16 protein-coding genes and 2 tRNA genes (1 of these 18 only partly in view) are annotated in these 20,203 nt (G+C 64.1%); 2 read left to right on the plus strand and 16 right to left on the minus strand.

Features of this window, described 5'->3' with window-relative positions; genetic code table 11:
• The 11 genes from B3M58_RS04565 to gspE all read right to left on the minus strand — a co-directional run.
• A tRNA-Asp gene (locus B3M58_RS04565) sits at positions 1-68 on the minus strand (it extends 100 nt beyond the left edge of the window).
• A gap of 35 nt (positions 69-103) precedes the next feature.
• Positions 104-179: transfer RNA gene (locus B3M58_RS04570), tRNA-Val, on the minus strand.
• A 405-nt stretch (positions 180-584) separates the two neighbouring features.
• Entirely contained in the window at positions 585-1,109 is a 525-nt protein-coding gene (locus B3M58_RS04575) for a type II secretion system protein M (protein ID WP_296217387.1), read from the minus strand.
• 2 nt (positions 1,110-1,111) lie between these two features.
• Positions 1,112-2,245, minus strand: coding sequence for a type II secretion system protein GspL (gene gspL / locus B3M58_RS04580; protein ID WP_296217388.1), 1,134 nt, complete (start codon positions 2,243-2,245; stop codon positions 1,112-1,114).
• Positions 2,242-3,207 carry a type II secretion system minor pseudopilin GspK gene (gene gspK / locus B3M58_RS04585; RefSeq protein ID WP_296217389.1) on the minus strand — a complete coding sequence of 322 codons (966 nt, stop codon included), beginning with the start codon at positions 3,205-3,207 and terminating at the stop codon, positions 2,242-2,244. Before gspK ends, gspL begins: the two co-directional genes overlap by 4 nt.
• Positions 3,204-3,887, minus strand: a complete 684-nt coding sequence (gene gspJ, locus B3M58_RS04590; RefSeq protein WP_296217390.1) for a type II secretion system minor pseudopilin GspJ — start codon at positions 3,885-3,887, stop codon at positions 3,204-3,206. The genes gspK and gspJ overlap by 4 nt, the downstream gene beginning before the upstream one ends.
• Positions 3,884-4,273: a type II secretion system minor pseudopilin GspI gene (gene gspI / locus B3M58_RS04595; protein WP_296217391.1), complete on the minus strand. Its 390-nt coding sequence runs from the start codon at positions 4,271-4,273 to the stop codon at positions 3,884-3,886. Before gspI ends, gspJ begins: the two co-directional genes overlap by 4 nt.
• On the minus strand, positions 4,270-4,800 hold the full coding sequence (gspH, locus tag B3M58_RS04600) for a type II secretion system minor pseudopilin GspH (protein WP_296217392.1): 531 nt from the start codon (positions 4,798-4,800) through the stop codon (positions 4,270-4,272). Before gspH ends, gspI begins: the two co-directional genes overlap by 4 nt.
• Positions 4,801-4,806: 6 nt before the next feature.
• On the minus strand, positions 4,807-5,241 hold the full coding sequence (gspG, locus tag B3M58_RS04605; RefSeq protein WP_414704050.1) for a type II secretion system major pseudopilin GspG: 435 nt from the start codon (positions 5,239-5,241) through the stop codon (positions 4,807-4,809).
• A 52-nt stretch (positions 5,242-5,293) separates the two neighbouring features.
• Positions 5,294-6,511 (minus strand): GspF family T2SS innner membrane protein variant XcpS, encoded by a 1,218-nt coding sequence (gene xcpS, locus B3M58_RS04610; protein ID WP_296217393.1) that lies wholly within the window; start codon positions 6,509-6,511, stop codon positions 5,294-5,296.
• Between the two features lie 12 nt (positions 6,512-6,523).
• Positions 6,524-8,011, minus strand: coding sequence for a type II secretion system ATPase GspE (gene gspE / locus B3M58_RS04615; RefSeq protein ID WP_296217394.1), 1,488 nt, complete (start codon positions 8,009-8,011; stop codon positions 6,524-6,526).
• A gap of 273 nt (positions 8,012-8,284) precedes the next feature.
• On the opposite strand from gspE, the gene B3M58_RS04620 reads away from it, so the two are divergent.
• Both B3M58_RS04620 and gspD read left to right on the plus strand, forming a co-directional pair.
• Positions 8,285-8,902 (plus strand): type II secretion system protein N, encoded by a 618-nt coding sequence (locus B3M58_RS04620; RefSeq protein WP_296217395.1) that lies wholly within the window; start codon positions 8,285-8,287, stop codon positions 8,900-8,902.
• A 4-nt stretch (positions 8,903-8,906) separates the two neighbouring features.
• Complete coding sequence (gene gspD, locus B3M58_RS04625; RefSeq protein ID WP_296217396.1) at positions 8,907-10,859, plus strand: type II secretion system secretin GspD; 1,953 nt, start codon at positions 8,907-8,909, stop codon at positions 10,857-10,859.
• 71 nt (positions 10,860-10,930) lie between these two features.
• On the opposite strand, the gene B3M58_RS04630 is transcribed toward gspD, so the two are convergent.
• The 5 genes from B3M58_RS04630 to purF all read right to left on the minus strand — a co-directional run bounded on the left by B3M58_RS04630 (position 10,931) and on the right by purF (position 20,196).
• Positions 10,931-13,603, minus strand: coding sequence for a peroxidase family protein (locus tag B3M58_RS04630; RefSeq protein WP_296217397.1), 2,673 nt, complete (start codon positions 13,601-13,603; stop codon positions 10,931-10,933).
• Positions 13,604-13,826: 223 nt separating this feature from the next.
• Positions 13,827-16,469 carry a LuxR C-terminal-related transcriptional regulator gene (locus B3M58_RS04635; protein ID WP_296217398.1) on the minus strand — a complete coding sequence of 881 codons (2,643 nt, stop codon included), beginning with the start codon at positions 16,467-16,469 and terminating at the stop codon, positions 13,827-13,829.
• 173 nt (positions 16,470-16,642) lie between these two features.
• A complete protein-coding gene (locus tag B3M58_RS04640; protein WP_296217458.1) occupies positions 16,643-17,419 on the minus strand; it encodes an SDR family oxidoreductase in 777 nt (258 codons plus the stop codon).
• Positions 17,420-17,433: 14 nt separating this feature from the next.
• The gene (locus B3M58_RS04645; protein WP_296217399.1) at positions 17,434-18,645 is read right to left on the minus strand and encodes an O-succinylhomoserine sulfhydrylase; all 1,212 of its coding nucleotides are present in this window, start codon (positions 18,643-18,645) and stop codon (positions 17,434-17,436) included.
• Between the two features lie 45 nt (positions 18,646-18,690).
• Positions 18,691-20,196, minus strand: a complete 1,506-nt coding sequence (gene purF / locus B3M58_RS04650; protein ID WP_296217400.1) for an amidophosphoribosyltransferase — start codon at positions 20,194-20,196, stop codon at positions 18,691-18,693.
• Positions 20,197-20,203 lie beyond the last annotated feature (7 nt).

Below are 20,203 nucleotides of genomic sequence, written 5' to 3' on the forward strand. Positions count from 1 at the left end.
GGACGGGACTCGAACCCGCGACCCCCGGCGTGACAGGCCGGTATTCTAACCGACTGAACTACCGCTGCGCGTCGGTCGGACTTACGTCCGAATTCACAAAGAGTGGTGGGTGATGACGGGATCGAACCGCCGACCCTCTGCTTGTAAGGCAGATGCTCTCCCAGCTGAGCTAATCACCCATCGCTTTGCGAGGCGCGCAATTTACGTTGGCACCTAAGCTAAGTCAATACTCTGCTTCAGTTTTTTCTCACACGGCAGGAAAAATAAAGACTCTGTAGCCGTTAACTGTTGATGCGCTGCAGCGCCTCAGGGGCGTGGCTGTAACCGCGAAGAGCGGCAGGTTTGGCAGTGTTGTAGATAAACCCACACAGCGCCGCTGTGCGCTGGCTGGGTAGCAGGGGCCTTGGCCGCGCGGCCTGAACAGCTCGCGGTCAAGATCGCCGCCACACAAGCTTGACTGCTCATGCGCCACGTCATGGCGACAGAGCCCAATAAATCCCCCGCGCCCCACGCGCCGGCATCTTGCGCCACATGGAGCAAACCCTGCGGCCAATCCCGCATCGGCGCTGTAGGGCTACAACTTGCTACAGCGGCACACGCAAAGTCAGCCGGGCCGCCACCCGATTCTCCTCGTCGCGATCCAGCCCTGCCTCGGCGATCTGCACCCCCTGCTGTTCCAGTGCCGCGAACCAGCGCAGCAGTTGGACGAACGGCGCCGGTTGCAGGCTGACTTGCAGCGAACCGTCGCTGTCGCTGTCCAGTCGCTCGACCGCCAAACCCTGTTCGGCGGCGCTGGCCGTCACCAGCCCTTGCAAACGCGCCGGATCGAGACTGACCTGCGGCGCACTCGCCAGGCTGCGCGCCAAAGGCGCCTGGGCTTGCAGGTAGGCATGCAGGGCGCGCTGCTGCTCGAACGCGCTACGTGCGGCGGCTACGCCCTGTTGCGCCGGCTGCCAAAGCAGCAGGTACAGCAGCACCAGCAACAGAAACAGGCCCAACAACCCCAAGGCCAGCTGTTCACGCGCCGCCAAACCACGCCAACGTTGCAGCAATACCGAGCGCTGCCACTGCGCTGCCAAGGGGCTCTTCAATTCATTCAGGCTGCTCATGTTCATCCCCCAATCACCAGTCGCGCGCTGACCCCGGCCGCCTCGCGACTGGCCGAACCCAATTGCACCGCCAACCCGGCCTGCTGCAACCGCTCGCGCAAACGCTCCAGCTCACTAAAGCCGGGCGCACGCACCTGCATGGCCAAATCGCCGCGGGCCTCGCTGAAATCCAGTTGCTCGACCTGCACTGGTGCGCCCTCCGCGACCATCGCCTGACTCACCTCGGCCAGCATGCCGAGCAAACGGCTTTGGCCACCGCCCCCTGCCGCCAGGTGCTGATCCAGTTGCGCACGCAAATTGACCAACTTGCGGTCCTCGGGAAACAGCTCTTGGTACAACGCCGCGCTGGCCTCGGCATAGGCATCGGCCTGGCGCTGCAAATGCCAACCCTGGGCCAGATTGAAGCCCCATTGCAGCACCAACCAGAGCCCGAGCAACCCCAGCAGTGGCCGCCAGCGCTGCCATTGGCCATTGCTCACCTGGGTGGCAAATTCGCCCTGCGCCAGGTTGCTCTGTACGCTCTGCTGCGCCAGCCAGTGGTAGGCGTCGACAAGCTCCAGGCTGTCATCCAGCGGCGCCAACCCAGCCTGCGACGCGGCGCGATAAGCAATATGTGGATGCGCACAAGCGCCGGCCAGCGCCGGCCACGCCTCGGCGCTCAAGGCTAAACGCGCGACCTCGGCGCCGCCGAGCAACCAGCGCGACTCCAGGTACAGCAACTGCGTGCCTTCGCGCGGTAGCAAATCGGCATCGATGGTAATTGCCTGCGGCGGCGTAGCGCATAGCGCCAACCAGCTCGACAGCCAACTGCGGCGCACGGCAAACACCCGATGACGGCCGTCGGGCAACTGTTCGCCCAGCGCCAGGTGCAACTGCTCGACATCCTCGGCCAGCAACTCCTCCACCGCGAACGGCAACGCCTGGCGCAACCAGCGGGCTTTTTGCGTTGGCAGGCGCACTGCGCAGGCGGTTACCGCCTCGACCGGCAAGACCAGGGTCCAGACCCCAGTTGGCTCGGCCAGCGCGGCGGCGAATGGCAAACGCTGGCTGTCGCCCTGACGCACCCGCCACACCGGCAATGCCGCGTCGGCGCCGGCACAGGCCGCAGGCGGCAGAAACACACACAACTGACTCATGGCTCGACTTCCTCGACGGGCGCGGGCGCTTCACCGCTCTGCCCCAGATCACGGGCTAAGACATACACCTTGCCATCGCGGGTGCGTTGCAAGGTACTGCGTAGAACCTGACGGCGATCACCGACGCTGACTTCGCTGATCGCCTGAAAATACTGGCTACCGACACCCAAGGCCTGGCCCTGCACGGGCAAACCGTTCAACTGGCGAGTGAAGCTCTGCACATCGCTGTAACCCTGGCTGCCGCGCGCCGCCACCAGGCCTTGCGCGGCGCTGAGCGACAGCCCCTCGACCAGGCTCGCCAGCACCCAGGCATTGGCGGTGTTGACGTTCAAGGTCGCGTCTTCCGGCAAGGCGGTAACCAAGGGCAGCAGGCGCTGGTAATCGGCTTCGTTCATGTCCAGTAGCAAACGCAATTCCGAGACATCGGTCAGCGCCCGATTGGCCGTGCGGTAGGCCGGCTGTGCCAGTAAGTATTGATTATCTTCGGCGCCATAGCTGCCGCTCGGCTGCTCATCGACATCCAACCAATCGAGCAGGCGCTCGGCATACGGGGTGTCGATTTGCACGTTGAGCAGCAGACGCCGAAATTGCGCCAGCGCCGCATCATTGGCCTGGCCCTGACGCACCAGGCTGTTGAGGTTGAACCGCCCGCTCGGATCGATCAGGCGCACGCGCAATTCACCGCCTTCGTCCAGCGCGAATGGCGCCTGGGGCCGCGCCCACGGTTCGCCCAGGTGATCCACCGAGGCCTGCGGGTTGCCCTGCTGCAAGTCACGCTGCAACACCGCCTTGGCCAAGGTTTCACCGCCCAGCGCATAGTGCCAGGCCTGGCGCACATGCAGCTGGTTGGCACTGCTGCGAATCGACAGCTGCTGGCGGGCGATAATCCCCGCGCAGACCACCGTGACCACTGCCACCACCAGCAGCACGGTGATCAGCGCCATGCCCCGCTGCGCCCTCATGATGTGGGCTCCGTGGCGCCCGCGCCTTCGTCCGGCGGCACATCGCCAGGTGTCTGCCCAGCTTGCTCGGGCAGCACGTCCGGCAGACGTAGCAGGCGCCGCACCGCGCCATAACGGCGATGTTCCAGCAGCAGTTCGACTGCCTGCGGCAAGGCTTTCAGCTGTTCGTCAGCACTGCTCTGCACTGGCGGCCAACTGCTTTGCCACGCGCCGTCGCCATCCAAGTAACGCAGTTGCAGGCGCGTCACCCCCTCCAGCGCTTGCTGCACGTTGGGCTGGCTGTCCTGAGCCTGGTCGAGCACCGTCCAATAGTGCCGCTGCCATTGCTCGCCGCTCAACTGCCAACGTACCCGCTGCACACTGGCCCGCGCCTGCCCCAACGGATTACGCCAGCCAACACGGCTCAATTCCACAACCGCACTGTCAAGCGTCTCGCCCAGCAAGGCCGGGCGCGCCTCGCCAAACGGATCGCGCACAGGGCGCACCGTCACTTGCAGCAGATCACGCTCGAACGCGGCGATGGCACGCACCAGCTCGCGCAACTGCTGCTCATGCGCGCGGGTGCTGCTGTCGGTGCGCAACACACTGTCGAGCATGCGGTAGGTGCCAAGGCCAAGCAGGGCGAAAATCGCGATGGCAATCAGCAGCTCAAGCAGGGTAAACCCGCCCATGCGCCTCATGGCGAGGCCCCAAGAAAACCGCTTAGGCTGACCGCCGCGCGCTCGCGCAGGTCGCCACTCACGCTACGTTCCGGGCGCGGCGCCACCCACAACGTGACTCGGCGCATGCTCGGTTCGCTGGTCGCCTGGATTTCGCTCTGCCATTGCCAGCGCCGCCCGGCGAACTCCAGCTCGCCCTGGTCGCGGCCATCGCCGGGCGGGGTGTCGGCCAACTGCAACTCGGTCAGGCGGTTATCGGCGATCCACATCGCCAGGGTCTTGTCTTCCAGGCGTGCGGCGGTTTGCAGGCTGCGCGCACTGGCGGTCAGCACACTGGCGGCGACCAGGGCGAAAATCGCCAGGGCGACCAGCACTTCGAGCAACGTGAACCCCGCAGAGCGCTTCATCCGGCAGGCCCCTTGGCGGGGCCAACGGCAACCTTGGGCAAGCGAAAGCCATCGCTGGACAATTGCAGGCGCAAGCCGTCTTTCCGGCGCTCGCTCAAGTGCAGGCGAAACGGGCTGAGTTCGCCACTGGAGAGAATCAACAGCTGCGGCACGCTGTGCGCCGCGCCGCGTTTCTCCCCCTCTGGCAGTGGCAATTGCAGCGCGGCACCGTCCAGCTCGATGCTCAACTGCGCCCAGCCGGGCAGGCGGTGGGGTTTGCCTGCCAACGCCTGCCAACGACCGCTGGCCGGCTCATAGCGCAGCACCTGATAGGTATCGTCGGTGAGCTGCAAACCGTATTCGCGGTTATCCAGCACCGCCTCTTCGGCCAGCACGCCAATCAACCCGGCCAGGCGTTCGGCTTCGTTGTGCAACTCGCGCGCCGGGCCGGCGATGCCGGTACTGAGCATGGCAATGCCGATCAGGCTGCCGAGAATCACCAGGACCACCAGCAGTTCGATCAGGGTGAAACCGCGGGCCTGGCGCATGATTGATCAGAGGTCCCAGTTACCGATATCGCTATCCAAATCGCTGCCGCCTTCCTTGCCGTCAGCGCCCAGCGAGTAGAGGTCGAACGCACCCTTGGTGCCCGGCGCCAGGTATTGGTAGACATTGCCCCACGGGTCGACCGGCAGACGCTTGAGGTAACCGTCCTTGTTCCAGTTTTTCGCCTGTGGATTGCCCGACGGTTTCTGCACCAGTGCTTCGAGGCCCTGCTGGGTGCTCGGGTAGGCGTGGTTATCCAGTTTGTACATGTCCAGCGCGGCGGCGACCGCCTTGATATCGCCCTTGGCCACGGTGACCTTGGCCTGATCCGGGCGACTCATCACCTGCGGCACCACCAAGGCGGCGAGAATGCCGAGAATCACCACCACCACCATGATTTCGATAAGTGTGAAGCCCGTTTGACGCTTACCGAACCGTCGCAAAGGTATCTGCGTTGCCGGTCGTGCGCTTTTCAACGATCCGCTATTCACCTAATTACCCCACCAACTGATTGAGAGACAGAATCGGCAGCAGGATGGCCAACACGATGACCAACACCACTGCGCCCATAAACACCAACATAAACGGCTCGAACAGCCCGACCAGCAGCGCCACCTGGGCACCCAGGTCGTTTTCCTGATTGCGCGCAGTGCGTGCGAGCATCTGATCCAGCTCGCCGGAGCGCTCGCCGCTGGCGATCATGTGCAGCATCATCGGCGGAAACTGGCCGCTGGCTTCCAGCGCGCGGGTCAGGCTGCCACCTTCGCGCACCTTTTGCGCCGCCACCACCACTTGCGCGCGAATCACCCGGTTGGCGATCACTTCGGCGCCGATGCCCAGCGCCTCCACCAGCGGCACGCCGCTCTGGGTGAGAATCGCCAGGGTCGAAGCGAAGCGCGCGCAATCGGTGGCGCGGATCAACCGGCCAACCAGCGGCACGCGCAGCAGCAAGCCATGCCAACGCAGCTTCACCGACTCGTCACGCAGCGCCCAACGCAGGGCGAAGAAGCCCAGCACGGCCAGAATCGCCGCCAGCCATCCCCAACCCTTGACCCACTCGCTCAAGGTAATCAGGCCGCGGGTCAGCGCCGGCAGGGTCTGCCCGGAGTCGACAAACACCCGCACCACGTCCGGCACCACGTAACCGAGCAGGAAGCCGACGATGAGCAAGGAGGCGCACATCAGGATCAACGGATAGAGCAGCGCCAGCTGGATCTTCTGCCGCGACTGCTGGCGCTGTTCGGTGTAATCGGCCAGTTGTTCCAGCACCGGCCCCAGATGCCCGGCGTGCTCGCCAGCCGCCACGGTGGCGCGGTACAGCTCGGGAAAGGCCGCGGGAAATTCCTTCAGGCTGCCGGCCAGGTCATGCCCTTCGAGCACGCGCGCCCGCACCGCCAGCAGCATGCTCTGGATGCGCGGCAAACGCGCCTGGGCAGCCGCCGCGCGCAGGGCTTCTTCGATCGGCAACGCGGCCTGCACCAGAGTCGCCAACTGCCGGGTGAGCAGCGCCAGATCGCGCGCCGAAAGTCCGCGGGCAAAGCTGAAATGCCCGCCGCCACTGGCCTGTTCGCGGGTGCGCGTGGCCTTCACATCCAGCGGCGCCAGTTGCCGTTCGCGCAGCAACTGGCGTACCTGACGCGCACTGTCGGCCTCCAGCACGCCTTTCTGCTGGCGACCGTTGGCGTCGAGGGCGAGGTATTCGAAAGCGGCCATGGTTGTCCTAACTCACTCTTCCTGGGTCACGCGCAGCACTTCTTCCAGGCTGGTCGCGCCTTCCAGCACCTTACGCCGGCCATCCTCGCGGATGCTCGGACCGAGCGTGCGGGCATGGCGGATCATTTCCTGCTCGGACGCGGCACTGTGAATCAAGCTGCGCAAGCGATCGTCGAACACCACCAGCTCGTAAATCCCGGTACGCCCGCGATAGCCCTGCTGATGGCACTCGTTGCAGCCGCGCGGGTGGTAGAGGGTCGGCGCCGTGGCAACCGCCACGCCGAGCAAGGCGCATTCGGCGGCATCGGCCTGATAGGCCTCCTTGCAATGCGGGCAAAGCACCCGCACCAGGCGCTGGGCCAGCACGCCGAGCAGCGAGGACGACAGCAGGAACGGCTCGACGCCCATATCCACCAGGCGGGTGATGGCGCCAATCGCGCTGTTGGTGTGCAACGTCGAGAGCACCAGATGCCCGGTCAACGAGGCTTGCACGGCGATTTCGGCGGTTTCCTTGTCGCGGATTTCACCGACCATCACCACGTCCGGGTCCTGGCGCAGAATCGCCCGCAGGCCACGGGCGAAGGTCATGTCGACCTTGGTGTTGACCTGGGTCTGGCCGATGCCTTCGAGGTGGTATTCGATTGGGTCTTCGACCGTGAGGATGTTGCGCGTGCGGTCGTTGAGGCTGACCAGGCTGGCGTACAGGGTGGTGGTCTTGCCGGAGCCAGTGGGACCGGTGACCAGCAGAATGCCGTGGGGCTTGCGCACGGTGTCTTCCATCACCTGGCGATCGCGCGTGCACATGCCCAAATGTTGCAGGTTCAGGCGCCCAGCCTGCTTGTCGAGCAAACGCAGCACCACCCGCTCGCCATTGGCCGAGGGCAGTGTCGAGACGCGGATATCCACCTCGCGGCCGCCAACCCGCAGGGAAATCCGCCCGTCCTGCGGGATACGCTTCTCGGCGATGTCCAGGCGCGCCATGACCTTGATCCGCGACACCAGCAGCGCCGCCAGCTCACGCTTGGGCTCGAGCACCTCACGCAGGATGCCGTCCACGCGAAAACGCACGACCAGGCGTTTCTCGAAGGTTTCCAGGTGAATATCCGAGGCATTTTCCTTGATCGCCTCGCCAAGGATGGCGTTGATCAGGCGAATGATCGGGGCGTCGTCTTCCTGCTCCAGCAGGTCTTCGGTTTCCGGCACCTGCTCGGCCAGAGCGGCCAGATCGAGGCTGCCGCCAAGCCCCTCGGCCAGTTGCATGGCGCCCGACTCGTGCTGGTAAGCCTTGGCCAAGGCCTGCTCGAACGCCTCACCGGTCAATGCCCGCAACGGCAGTTGGCGGCCGGCAAAGCGCTGCGCCTCAGCCAGCGCCACCAGTTCGACCGCCGGCCGGTGCGCCAGGCAAGGCGGAGTGGCGTCGATCAACAAGACCACCCCATGGCGCTTGGCGAAGCTGAACGGCAAGCGGCGCAGTGGAGCTTCAGTAAGCAGAGCGTTCATCCTAAGCGTGCCTTGAAACGGTAACCTGACATGAGTATCACGGCTAATTTTGGCCGCCGTATGTCTGCCTGGTTCCGTCGGTTAATTGTTATGGGGTTCCCGCCGTAGAGCGGGAGCTCTGCGCTATCTTTAGCACATCGCACGGCGCGACACACCACCCTGAAGGGGGGCTGTCAAATGCTCGCTAACTGTCTATGATCGGCGCGCGATCCACGCCACATAACAATAATTTTTCGGAGTGACGCCTTGCCTCTTTCGGCTCCCCAACGCTGGATGCAACTGCATGCCACCACCCTGGTCGGCGTCGCGGTAATTCTGGCCATGAGCGTCAGCTTGGCCTGGCAAGCCGCAGACTGGCTGCGCGTCGTGCGCACACCGCCAGTCGCCAGCGCGCCAAACGCCGACCCAGAGAGCAGCCATGCCTCCAGCCAGCACCTCGATCAGCTGTTTGGCAGCAGCCGCCAGGACAACAACGCCCCGCCGCCAGTCACCACCCTGCGTCTGACCCTGCTGGGCAGCTTCGTGCACGCCGACCCTAAACGCTCCAGCGCCATCATCCGCAGCGAAGGCAGCGAGCCACAGCGCTACGGCATAGACAGCGAGGTCAGCAGCGGCGTGCGCCTGGATGCGGTCTACGCTGACCGAGTAGAGCTGTTGCGCAATGGCCGCCGGGAAAGCCTGGCCTTTCCGCGTATCCCGTCCAGCGATAACAGCCAGATTTACACGCCCACCGAGACCGCGACGGATGCCCTGGACCAACTCAACGAGCTGGAAGCCGACAACCTTGCGCAACTGCGCGAACGCATGGACGCACTGCGTCAACAGATGGAGGCGTCCGGCACCTTGCCGGCCGACGCCGAACCCACCGAACCGCCTACGGAAAGCGACTGACACGATGCTCCCGATCTTCTCGCGCCTCACCTTCGTCCTGATTGCCGCCGGCCTGGCCGCCGCCCCACTGCCGCTGATGGCGGCCATCGACCCGGTAACGCCCAGCGCCAATCAGCAACAAGACAGCTGGACCATCAACCTGAAAGGCGCCGACATCCGCGAATTCATCGACCAGATCGCGCAGATCACCGGTGAAACCTTCATCGTCGACCCGCGCGTGAAAGGCCAGGTCAGCGTGGTGTCGAGCACGCCGCTGGCCCTTAGCGAGGTCTACCAACTGTTTCTTTCGGTGATGGCCACCCACGGTTTCAGTGTCATCACCCAGGGCGATCAGGCGCGCATCGTGCCCAATGCCGAAGCCAAGGCCGATGCAGGCGCCGGCCGCGCCGCGCCGGATCGTCTGGAAACCCGCTTGATCCAGGTGCAGCACAGCGCGGTGTCGGAACTGATCCCGCTGATTCGCCCCTTGGTGCCGCAATACGGCCACCTGGCCGCGGTGACCTCGGCCAATGCCATCATCATCAGCGACCGCAGCGCCAATATCGCGCGCATCGAAGACCTGCTGCGCCAGCTCGACCAGAAAGGCGACCACGACTACAGCGTCTACGACCTGCAACACGCCTGGGTCATGGATGCCGCCGAAGTGCTCAATAGCGCCCTGGAGCGCGGCCAGGCCAAAGGCGCCTCCGGCACCCAGGTGATCGCCGACGGACGCACCAACCGCCTGATCCTGCTCGGCCCGCCCGCCGCCCGCGCCAAACTGGTGGCGCTGGCGCAATCGCTGGACACGCCCACCAGCCGCTCGGCCAACACCCGGGTGATTCGCCTGCGCCACAACGATGCCAAGGCCCTGGCGGAAACCCTCGGGGAAATCTCCGAAGGGCTGAAACCGCAGGAAGGCAGCGAAGCGGCCGGCAAACCGCAGAACATCCTGATCCGTGCCGACGAAAGCCTGAATGCCCTGGTGCTGCTGGCCGAACCGGACCTGGTGGCGACCCTGGAAGACATCGTCCGTCAGCTCGACGTGCCGCGCGCCCAGGTGATGGTGGAGGCCGCCATCGTCGAAGTCTCGGGCGATATCACCGACGCCCTTGGCGTGCAGTGGGCGGTGGATGCGCGAGGCGGCACCGGCGGCCTCGGCGGGGTGAATTTCGGCGGCACCGGGCTGTCCGTCGGCACCGTATTGCAAGCCATTCAGGACCAGCGCAACGACATCGATAACCCGGTGCTGAACAACCTGCCGGACGGCGCCATCATCGGCCTTGGCACCGACAGCTTCGGCGTGCTGATCACCGCACTGTCGGCCAATGCCAAGAGCAACCTGCTGTCGACGCCCAGCCTGCTGACCCTCGACCACCAGAAAGCGGAAATCCTGGTCGGGCAAAACGTGCCGTTCCAGACCGGCTCCTTCACCACCAGCGCATCCGGCGCGGACAACCCCTTCACCACCATCGAACGGCAGGACATCGGCGTCACGCTCAAGGTCACCCCGCATATCAACGAAGGCTCCAGCTTGCGCCTGGAAATCGAACAGGAAATCTCCTCCATCGCGCCAAGCGCCACCTTGACGGCCCAGGCGGTGGACCTGATCACCAACAAGCGCTCGATCAAAAGCACCATCCTCGCCGAAGACGGCCAGGTCATCGTGCTCGGCGGCCTGATTCAGGACGACGTCACCCAGACCGACTCGAAAGTGCCGCTGCTCGGCGACATTCCGCTGCTCGGCCGGCTGTTCCGCTCGACCAAGGACACCCGCATCAAACGCAACCTGATGGTGTTCCTGCGCCCGACCGTAGTGCGCGACGCCGCCGGCATGGCGGCTCTGTCCGGGAAGAAGTACAGCGATATCCGCGTACTCGGCGATGTGCGCGACGGCTACCGCCCAGGCATCCTGCCGAGCGACCCGACCAAGCTGTTCGACCGCAGCAATCCGGCGACCATCGACCTGCGCGAATAGCGCTCCAGCGCAAAGCCAAAGGCCTCGGTGTTCACCGAGGCCTTTTTTATTCAACGACGCCGTGGAAACGCCTACTTGTCCTCATGCCGCTGGTGCTTGAAGAACACCCCGCTGTCGCCGAAGGCCGAGGCAATGAACGCCGACGTCAGCTGCAACTCGCCGATCTTGCGTGCACTGTTGCGCCGCTGGCTGGCGTAGCTGCGACTGATCGAGGGGAAGATCGATGTCTTGATCTCCATCGATGTGGCATACACGTCGTAGACCTTGGTGCCGGCCTGCAAGGTCAGCAGGTCGGTACGAAAATCGTGCGCGGCACTGCTGAAGCGGTTGCGCAGCTCCGGGTGCGGCACGAAATAGACCTGCGTCGGCGCCTTGACCTGACTCACCGCTGCGCCGGCCTGGGTCACCTCGGCCATGTCGTTGAGCAACAGCAGGGTCGGCTTGCTGCTCACGGCCGCAAACAGCAAGGTGGTCCCGAGGGTTTCGTTGGCCTCCGGCAGCACGTACTGCGACAACTCGTTGGCGAAGAAATTGTGGTTAGCGCCCTGCCCGCTCAGGGTGTACAACGCCGAGACGTTTTCCGACGGTTTGCCGTCGATAAAGGCCTTCCAGGCCAGCCCCGGAGCAAAACCGCGATCCGCCGGGTCACCGGTCACCGACAGGCGCAGCAAGCCGTGCTCGGCGCCCTGGAACAGGCCGCTGTATCCGTTGCCGGGGGTCGCCACGAACTTCACTTTGGCCATCGCCGCGTGCGGATGGATTGGTTTCTGGTAGTCCGCCGGCGCCACGTCGGTGCGCGCGCGCACCTTGTTCCACAGGATCGACCCGATCAAGCCGCCCACATCCACGGGTTGCAACGCCGGCAACTGACCTTCGCCGTACTGGCTGCGCAGCGCACCGTTAACCCAGAGGTTTTCCTGCTTGTTGGCCGCCGGCCAGCTTTCGTAGTCGGCCGGAATGTTCAGGCCCCAGGGTTTGAAGGCATTCTCCACACCGACCAGGCTGGCCGCCAACTGCGGATTGTGGCGTTTGAGCACGTCGACCATGGTGGTGTTCTCCACCCAGTCCAGGCCCTCGGCAGTGTACACCTCGGGACGGTAATCCTTGGTGAAGAAGCGGTCGGTCATCAGTCGACGCGAGGCGTTCATGATGAAAATCTGGAAGGCCGTTTCACCGAAGGCAAAACCCTCCGGGCGCACGGTTTCCGCGAGTTGGCCGACCAAGGTGTCGATCAGTTCGATGTCGTTGTTGTACAGGCGCTTGAGCTCGGCCAGGGTGTGCGGGTCCTTGGTCAGGTCCTCGAACTTAGTAATCGGCTTGAGGCCGATCTGCCGACGAAACTCGTTGTAGCGCGGCACCCCGCGCTCGCGGTCACGCAATACGTCGATGGTCGCCAGGTCGATGTTGCCGACCAGCGGCATGGACAGGTTGCGCAGAACGTTCGGGTAATTGTGCAGGGTCAGCGAGCCCGGGTTGGTGATGCCGAAGGAATACCACAGGCGCTCCGGACGCTCGTCGTTGAGCAGGTGTTCGGCGTCGCGGTCGCGGGTGTCCTGCAAGGCGATCGAACGCGAGACGCTGTTCGAGCCGATGTCGTAAACGTCCACCTGATCGCGCATCAGCGGGTGCATGCGGTACACCGCGACGAACTCTTCGGTGAGGGTATAAGGCACACCGTAGTTGTTCGGGCTGGCCGAACCGACCAGACCGGCCAGGGCATGGTCGAGCGCCGAGCTGCCGACACCGTTGCCCAGGCTCGGATCGAAACCGAGGATGCGCTTGACGAAGGAGTCCGAACGCAGCAAGTCCTCCTGCAACATGCGCACTTCGGCCTGGTACTTGTCGCGCGGCCCGCGCGAGCCGAGCAGCCCCCACCAGTTGGCATACATGGCGCGCTCGGTGATCGGGTTGGCAATCACTGCCGGCGTCCACTCCACGGTGTGGATCTTGGCCATCAGCGCCGAGTTGACCAGCCGAGCGCGGTCGTACAGCCACTGGTCGCTCTGCTCCGGGTACTTCTGCTTGAGCTTGCTGGCGATGGCGTTGTGCTCCAGGGTGAACAGCTGGTGCAGCATGCTCAGGCCGAGCCACCAGTTCTCGTTGAAGCCGGTCACCGGCTTGCCGCTGAGCAACTCGGTCGGCAAGCGGTTATCGGCATTGAGCTTCAGCTTGCCGTCGACGAAGGCACGCACCTTGTCGTTGCTCTCCTTGCTGCTGCCATACAGCTGCGAGCCATCCCACCAGTGGGTGTTGTGGTTGCGATAGGTCTGCGGCTTGCCGGCATCGTCGGCGCCCCGAGTCGGATCGGGCTGAGTGCGGCGCACCGACAGACTGCCCGCCCCCAGCGCATCGCCAGCCGGCAGCGGCACCTGGATCGGATCGTCGACCGCGTTGGGGCCATGGTCCACCCAATCGTGGATCATGAACTGAATCCAGGCGGCAGCGATGAAGTTGAGGCTGGCCGCCGGCTTGAACTCCTCGCGCGCCATCAGGCTGTTACTGACCTCGCGCGGGTTGGGCGTGAGCAACGTGTCGGCCTCGGTCTCGCCGCGCGTCAACGCCGTGTCGACGTTACGCCCGAAACGCCGGTACACCGAGCCTTCGGCCGGATTGGCGAGGATGTTACAGGTGCCGTCTTCGGTACGCGCCGTCAGGCTGCGTGCGTCACAGAGAATGTCGGCGTTGTGCCGCGCATAGTCCTCGACATCGAAGAGGTTGTTCTCGAACAAGGCTTGTCGTTCCATGCTCAGCACGAGCAAGCCCGACACAATGCCTAAGGTGCCCAGCTTGGTCAAAGCTGGCCAGGTAACCCATACCGACATGGCGTTTTCTCCCGATTTTTATTGTTGTGCTCACGAGGTGGATGCCGACACTGCACGGCATCGCGGAGCTTATCGGGGGCCTGGCCAGCCCTGCCCCCTTCCCAGGGAGGGGCTAAGGGCGATCCATGCCGGGGTCAGCCGGCAACTAAGCCAGAGGCGCGCGTGGGTGGGCGGCCAGAATCGCTTCGGTGCGACTCGAAACATTGAGCTTCGAATAGATATTCTTCAGGTGCCATTTGGTGGTGGACAGGGCGATGCCGGTCTTGTCGCTGATTTGCGTGTTCGACAGACCGCTCAGCAAGCACTCGAAAACCTCCGCTTCCTTGTCGGTCAGCAGGCTGACCGGGGTGACGCGGCCATACGCCGGGATGTCGGCGTCCTGGAGAAACTCGGCATAGAAGGCTCGGTACTTCTCCGGCAGGTGCAGCAGGCCGGCGTGTGCCAAGCCCAACACCCCGGCACCAAAGCCTGGCGCCTCGTCGAACACCGAGCGGTTGATATTGACGATGCCGTACTCCTCGACCAACCGGCGCAGCGCGGCTAGTTGCTGATCCTTACTCTGCGTCGGCGCATCGAGCACCAGTAGATTGGCCTCGACGATCAACGCGCGGGCACGCATCTCGCTACGCCGCAGCGATGTGGCCAACACCTTGAGAATCCGCCCGGCGCGGCCCTGCGCGCCGCGCGCCTGCAGCCAGTAAACTGCGGCCAACCCCAGGCGCTCCCAACTCTCGTCGTAACGCTGCGCACTTTCCCAATCGCCGGCAGCCAGGCGTTCGCCCAGGCAATAGCGCTGGGCGATAGCGTCCAGCGCGCCGAGTTTGCCGCTCACATAGGCCTGGCGCATGCTCTCTTGAGCCACCTGGCTGACAAACCGCGCGTAGTTGCCCACCTGCAAGATGCACGACAGCTGATCGAGCAGGCGCCCGGCGCGCACCGCTTGCTGGCGCCGATGCAGCAAGCGCGACAAGGTGATGTACACCGTGGCGATGGCTTCGGTCGCCGAAGACGCATTGACCATCGCCATCAGGTCTTCGCAAAGCTGTTGCGCCTCATCGAGCTGGTTTTGCTCGTACAACACCACCACCATGGCCGTGGCACGGTTGATCCAGGCCGGCGAGGCCGTGTCAGTGTGCTGGTAGTCGTGACACACGCCCTTGCGTGCATGGGTGGCGCGCCCGGCATTGCGGTGGCAAAGCGCGATGATCAGGTCGGTGTAACTTTGTAGAAAACTGTGGCCGCTTTGCCGCAGCAACTCCTTGGACTGCATGGCAAAACGGATCGCGGCCTGCAACTGGGCATCCAGCAGATAGTGATAGGCAATCACCGTCAGGGTGCAGGCACGGACTTCCAGCCCCACGCCGGGGCCCAGCAACTCGCGCCAGCCAGGCGCGGGAGTAAAATCCTTGTCGTGTTGAAACAAACCGAGTTGCAGCAGCAGAAACTGCCGGGTAATCGGAGTGACGAGCGCCGCGCCTTGTTCTTGCTCCTGCGCGTGCAGCGCATCCAGGTAGTAATGCGCCTGGTGAAAGCGCCGCGACAGGGTCAACGCGCCGATCAACGGCGCCAGCAAACGCGAGTTGCCGAGCACCACGCCCTCCGGTAACGGCTCCAGCCAGCGCAGGATGTCGCTGAATTGCCCCGTGCGAATCCATAGCGCACAGCCGCGCTCCAGCAGGTCACGAAACAGCACCTCATCGGCACTGCGCTGCGCGTGCAGCAAAGCCGGCTCATACTCGCCCTGGCCCAGGTAATAATCCGCCGCGCGCTGGTGCAATGCGGCGACCATGGCGTGCTTCTCGATCGCCAGACGGCTGCTGAGAAAGTCCTGCAACAAGGCGTGGTAGCGGAACCAGCCAGGCTGATTGTCCACCGGCAGCATGAACAGTTGCCGCGCGGACAGTTCTTCGAGTAGCAGCGCCGAACCACTGCGTTGCAGCACGTGATCGCAAATCGCCCCGTTGAAACGCTCGAACAGCGCACTGCAGAGAAAAAATTCGCGCAGGCTGGGCGATAGCTGTTCGAGCACCACGTGACCGAAGTAGTCGACGATTTCCGGCTGCGTGCCGTTGAAACGCTCTAGCGCACTGGTGCCGAACCGCGCGTAGGCCAGCAACGCCACCTTGACCCCAGCCACCCAGCCTTCGGTCATGGCGATCAGCGTCGAGACATAGGCCTCGCTGAGGTTACCGCCGCCCAGGTGCGCATTGAGCTGTTGGATCTGCCCTGCAGACCAGCGCAGATCATGCTGATCGATGCACAGCAGGCGGCTTTCCAGCTTCAGTCGGCTGAGGGAAAAACCCGGATGATTGCGGCTGGCGAGAATCAGCCGAACATTGTCAGGCAGCGTCTCCAGCAGCGCCGCCAGCACCTCGCGGATGGTTGGCGCACTGATCCACTGAAAGTCATCCAGCACGATGTACAGCGGCGCCTCGAGACGCGCCAGGGCATCGCTCAGGTAGCCGCTGACCGCCACCGGCGACAAACCCAGTTCGGCACCAAACGGGTTGAACCAGGAGGTATCGAAATCGGCAACCTGGCCGCGAATGTGCTCGATCAACCGGCGGAAGAAGCGCACCGGCTCGTTATCGCGCGCCTGCAACGGGTAATGCGCCACTGCCCGGTGGGCATCGCGGGCCAACCAATGCGCCAGCAGGGTCGACTTACCCGAGCCTGCCGGGGCCAGCAGCAGCGTCAGCGGCACGTGCTCGCTGCGCCCCAGCAACTCCAGCAATTCTTCACGCAGCACACCACGCGAAAGCGTGACGAGCGGATCTTGGCTGTCCATGCGCAAGCAACCTGTCAGGCGTTATTTTTATTGTTTTACGCTTAACTGCAGAGCGTTCGGCGCTGGATGTTAGCGCCGGCCTGCGGCAATGCTTTGAAGTCGGTCATGCTTTGCCTGCCTCCCCATCAAAGGTTGGGCTCACGCGTGCCCAGACGGGCAAGGCGACAAGCGGGTCAGGCGAGGTAATGCATCTTCTTGCTCATGCCACCGTCGACCACGAACTCCTGGCCCGTGACGAAACCGGCCTGGGACGACAACAACCAGGCGACCATGGCCGCCACGTCCTCGACCTTGCCGATCCGCCCAACCGGGTGCTGGGCATGCTCCTGGGCAGAAAATGGTGCCGCGCTGCGCGCGCCAAGATCGCGCGCATCGATCCAGCCGGGGCTGACCGCGTTGACCCGTACATCCGGGCCAAGACTGATCGCCAACGCATGGCTCAGCGCCAGCAAACCGCCCTTGCTGGCGGCATACGCCTCGCAATCCGCCTCGGACTGCGAAGCACGGGTCGACGTCAGGTTGACGATGGCGCCACGGTGGGCACGCAGGTAGGGCGCGCAATGCTTGGCCAGCAACATTGGCCCGCTGAGATTGACCGCCAGCGTGCGATTCCACTGCGTCAGGTTGAGGCTTTCCAGGGGCGGGTTATGCGGCTCCGCCAGCGCGGCGTTACACACCAGCGCATCGAGCCGACCGAACTGCCCGAGCACCTCGGCCACGCCCAGCGCGACCTGGCTTTCGTGGGCAACATCCATGGCCACGAACCAGGCGTTGTCGCCCAACGCTTTCGCCACTTTCGACCCGCGCTGCCGATCAATATCGGTCAACACCACCTGCCAGCCCTCGGCGATCAGCCAGGCCGCAATGCCCAGACCAATCCCCCGGGCCGCACCGGTCACCAGCGCCACCTTGCCGTTGGATGGGCTGGCGCGCGGCGGGCTCCAGTCGATCTGGCCCTGCTCGCTCAAAGCGCAGCGAGGCCGCGAGCGAGATCGGCTTTCAGGTCAGCGATATCTTCCAGGCCCACCGCCACCCGCACCAGGTTGTCGCGGATACCGGCGTTGGCCCGCTCCTGCGGCGACAGGCGACCATGCGAGGTAGTCGCCGGGTGGGCGATAGTGGTTTTGGTATCGCCCAAATTGGTGGTGATGGAGATCACCCGCGTGGCATCGATAAAACGCCACGCCGCCTCTTTGCCGCCCCTGACCTCGAAACTCACCACGGCACCGAAAGCACGCTGCTGGCGCTTGGCCAACTCATGCTGCGGATGGCTGGGCAAACCGGCGTAGTACACATGCTCGATGCCCGGCTGCTGCTCCAGCCACTCGGCCAGTTGCTGCGCGCTGGCGCAATGCGCCTGCATGCGCACGCGCAAGGTTTCCAGTCCCTTGAGGAAGATCCAGGCGTTGAACGGGCTGAGGGTCGGCCCGGCGGTACGCAGGAAGCCGACGACCTCCTTCATCAATTCCGCCTTGCCCGCCACCACACCGCCCATGCTGCGGCCCTGACCGTCGATGTACTTGGTCGCCGAGTGCATGATGATGTCCGCCCCCAGGCTGATTGGCTGCTGCAGTGCCGGGGTGCAGAAGCAGTTGTCGACCGCCAGCAGTGCGCCTTTGCCGTGGGCAATCTCCGCCAAGGCGGCGATATCGACCAACTCGGCCAGCGGGTTGGACGGCGATTCGACGAATAACAACTTGGTGTTGGGCTTGAACGCTGCCGCCCAGGCGTCCAGATCCGCCAGCGGCACGTAGTCGACCTGCACGCCAAAACGCTTGAGGTACTTCTCGAACAGGCTGATGGTCGAACCGAACACACTGCGCGAGACCAGCACATGGTCGCCAGCGCTGCACAGGCTCATGACGATGGACAGGATCGCCGACATCCCGGAGGACGTGGCCACGGCCTGTTCAGCCCCTTCCAGGGCGGCAATCCGCTCCTCGAAAGCGCGCACCGTAGGATTGGTGTAACGCGAGTAGACGTTACCCGGCACTTCGCCGGCGAAACGCGCCGCGGCATCGGCTGCGGTGCGAAAAACGTAGCTGGAGGTCGGGTAGATCGCCTCGCTGTGCTCGCCTTCCGGCGAACGGTGCTGACCGGCGCGCACTGCCAGGGTATCGAAGCCCACGCCGTCGAGATCGCTGTCCAGACGCCCGGCTTGCCATTCAATCGTCATTGCCAATCCCCTCAACCGGCCCGCCGCAACGGGCCGGGCTGCAACCTAGTTGTTGTACAGGTCGATAATCGCACTGACCGCCTGAGACTTGACCTTGGACACATCGTTACGCGCCTGCTCGATCTTGTTCAGGTAGACCTCGTCGACGTCGCCGGTCACGTACTTGCCGTCGAACACCGCACAATCGAAGTGCTCGATCTTGATCTTGCCGCCACCGACCGCCTCGATCAGATCGTGAAGATCCTGATATACCAGCCAGTCGGCACCGATCAGCTCGGCGACTTCCTCGGTGCTGCGGTTGTGTGCGATCAGTTCGTGCGCGCTGGGCATGTCGATGCCATACACGTTCGGGTAACGCACTGCCGGCGCGGCCGAGCAGAAATACACGTTCTTCGCCCCGGCTTCGCGGGCCATCTGGATGATCTGCTTGCAGGTCGTGCCGCGCACGATCGAGTCGTCCACCAGCATCACGTTCTTGCCGCGGAATTCCAGTTCGATGGCATTGAGCTTCTGCCGCACCGATTTCTTCCGCGCCGCCTGGCCGGGCATGATGAAAGTGCGGCCGATATAGCGGTTCTTGACGAAGCCTTCGCGGAATTTAACGCCCAGGTGGTTGGCCAACTCCAGCGCCGAGGTGCGGCTGGTGTCGGGAATCGGGATGACCACATCGATGTCGTGATCGGGGCGTTCGCGGAGAATCTTCTCGGCCAGCTTCTCGCCCATGCGCAGGCGCGCCTTGTACACCGACACGCCGTCCATGATCGAATCCGGTCGCGCCAGGTAGACATGCTCGAAGATGCACGGCGAGAAATGCGGGTTAGTCGCGCACTGACGGGTCGACAGCTTGCCATCTTCGGTGATGTACACCGCTTCGCCCGGCGCCAGGTCGCGGATCAGGGTGAAGCCGAGCACGTCCAGCGACACGCTTTCCGAGGCGATCATGTACTCCACGCCTTCGTCGGTATGCCGCTGGCCGAAAACGATCGGCCGAATGCCGTTGGGGTCGCGGAAGCCGACAATGCCGTAGCCGGTGATCATCGCCACCACCGCATAACCGCCACGGCAGCGCTTGTGCACATCGCTGACGGCGGCGAACACATCATCCTCGGTGGGCTGCAACTTGCCGCGCTGGGCCAACTCGTGGGCGAACACGTTGAGCAGCACTTCCGAATCGGAGTTGGTGTTGACGTGGCGCAGGTCGGATTCGTAGATTTCCTTGGCCAACTGCTCGACGTTGGTCAGGTTGCCGTTGTGCGCCAGGGTGATGCCATACGGCGAGTTGACGTAGAACGGTTGCGCCTCGGCCGAACTGGAGCTGCCGGCGGTCGGGTAGCGCACATGGCCGATGCCCATATGGCCGACCAGGCGCTGCATGTGGCGCTGCTGGAAGACATCGCGCACCAGGCCATTGTCCTTGCGCAGAAATAGCCGCCCATCGTGGCTGGTTACAATACCGGCAGCATCCTGGCCGCGGTGCTGGAGGACGGTGAGGCCGTCATACAGCGCCTGATTGACGTTCGATTTACCGACGATACCGACAATGCCACACATGTGACGC

This window comes from Pseudomonas sp. UBA2684 (genome assembly GCA_002354655.1).
GTDB lineage: Bacteria > Pseudomonadota > Gammaproteobacteria > Pseudomonadales > Pseudomonadaceae > Aquipseudomonas.

What these genes read in the sequence shown, in the direction of transcription:
- gspH (WP_296217392.1), bottom strand. Translation starts at nt 4,800, where the DNA reads ATGCGCCAGGCCCGCGGTTTCACCCTGATCGAACTGCTGGTGGTCCTG.
- gspK (WP_296217389.1), bottom strand. Translation starts at nt 3,207, where the DNA reads ATGAGGGCGCAGCGGGGCATGGCGCTGATCACCGTGCTGCTGGTGGTG.
- B3M58_RS04635 (WP_296217398.1), bottom strand. Translation starts at nt 16,469, where the DNA reads ATGGACAGCCAAGATCCGCTCGTCACGCTTTCGCGTGGTGTGCTGCGT.
- gspL (WP_296217388.1), bottom strand. Translation starts at nt 2,245, where the DNA reads ATGAGTCAGTTGTGTGTGTTTCTGCCGCCTGCGGCCTGTGCCGGCGCC.
- B3M58_RS04645 (WP_296217399.1), bottom strand. Translation starts at nt 18,645, where the DNA reads ATGACGATTGAATGGCAAGCCGGGCGTCTGGACAGCGATCTCGACGGC.
- gspD (WP_296217396.1), top strand. Translation starts at nt 8,907, where the DNA reads ATGCTCCCGATCTTCTCGCGCCTCACCTTCGTCCTGATTGCCGCCGGC.
- purF (WP_296217400.1), bottom strand. Translation starts at nt 20,196, where the DNA reads ATGTGTGGCATTGTCGGTATCGTCGGTAAATCGAACGTCAATCAGGCG.
- gspE (WP_296217394.1), bottom strand. Translation starts at nt 8,011, where the DNA reads ATGAACGCTCTGCTTACTGAAGCTCCACTGCGCCGCTTGCCGTTCAGC.
- B3M58_RS04620 (WP_296217395.1), top strand. Translation starts at nt 8,285, where the DNA reads ATGCAACTGCATGCCACCACCCTGGTCGGCGTCGCGGTAATTCTGGCC.
- gspI (WP_296217391.1), bottom strand. Translation starts at nt 4,273, where the DNA reads ATGAAGCGCTCTGCGGGGTTCACGTTGCTCGAAGTGCTGGTCGCCCTG.
- gspJ (WP_296217390.1), bottom strand. Translation starts at nt 3,887, where the DNA reads ATGAGGCGCATGGGCGGGTTTACCCTGCTTGAGCTGCTGATTGCCATC.
- xcpS (WP_296217393.1), bottom strand. Translation starts at nt 6,511, where the DNA reads ATGGCCGCTTTCGAATACCTCGCCCTCGACGCCAACGGTCGCCAGCAG.
- B3M58_RS04630 (WP_296217397.1), bottom strand. Translation starts at nt 13,603, where the DNA reads ATGGAACGACAAGCCTTGTTCGAGAACAACCTCTTCGATGTCGAGGAC.
- B3M58_RS04575 (WP_296217387.1), bottom strand. Translation starts at nt 1,109, where the DNA reads ATGAGCAGCCTGAATGAATTGAAGAGCCCCTTGGCAGCGCAGTGGCAG.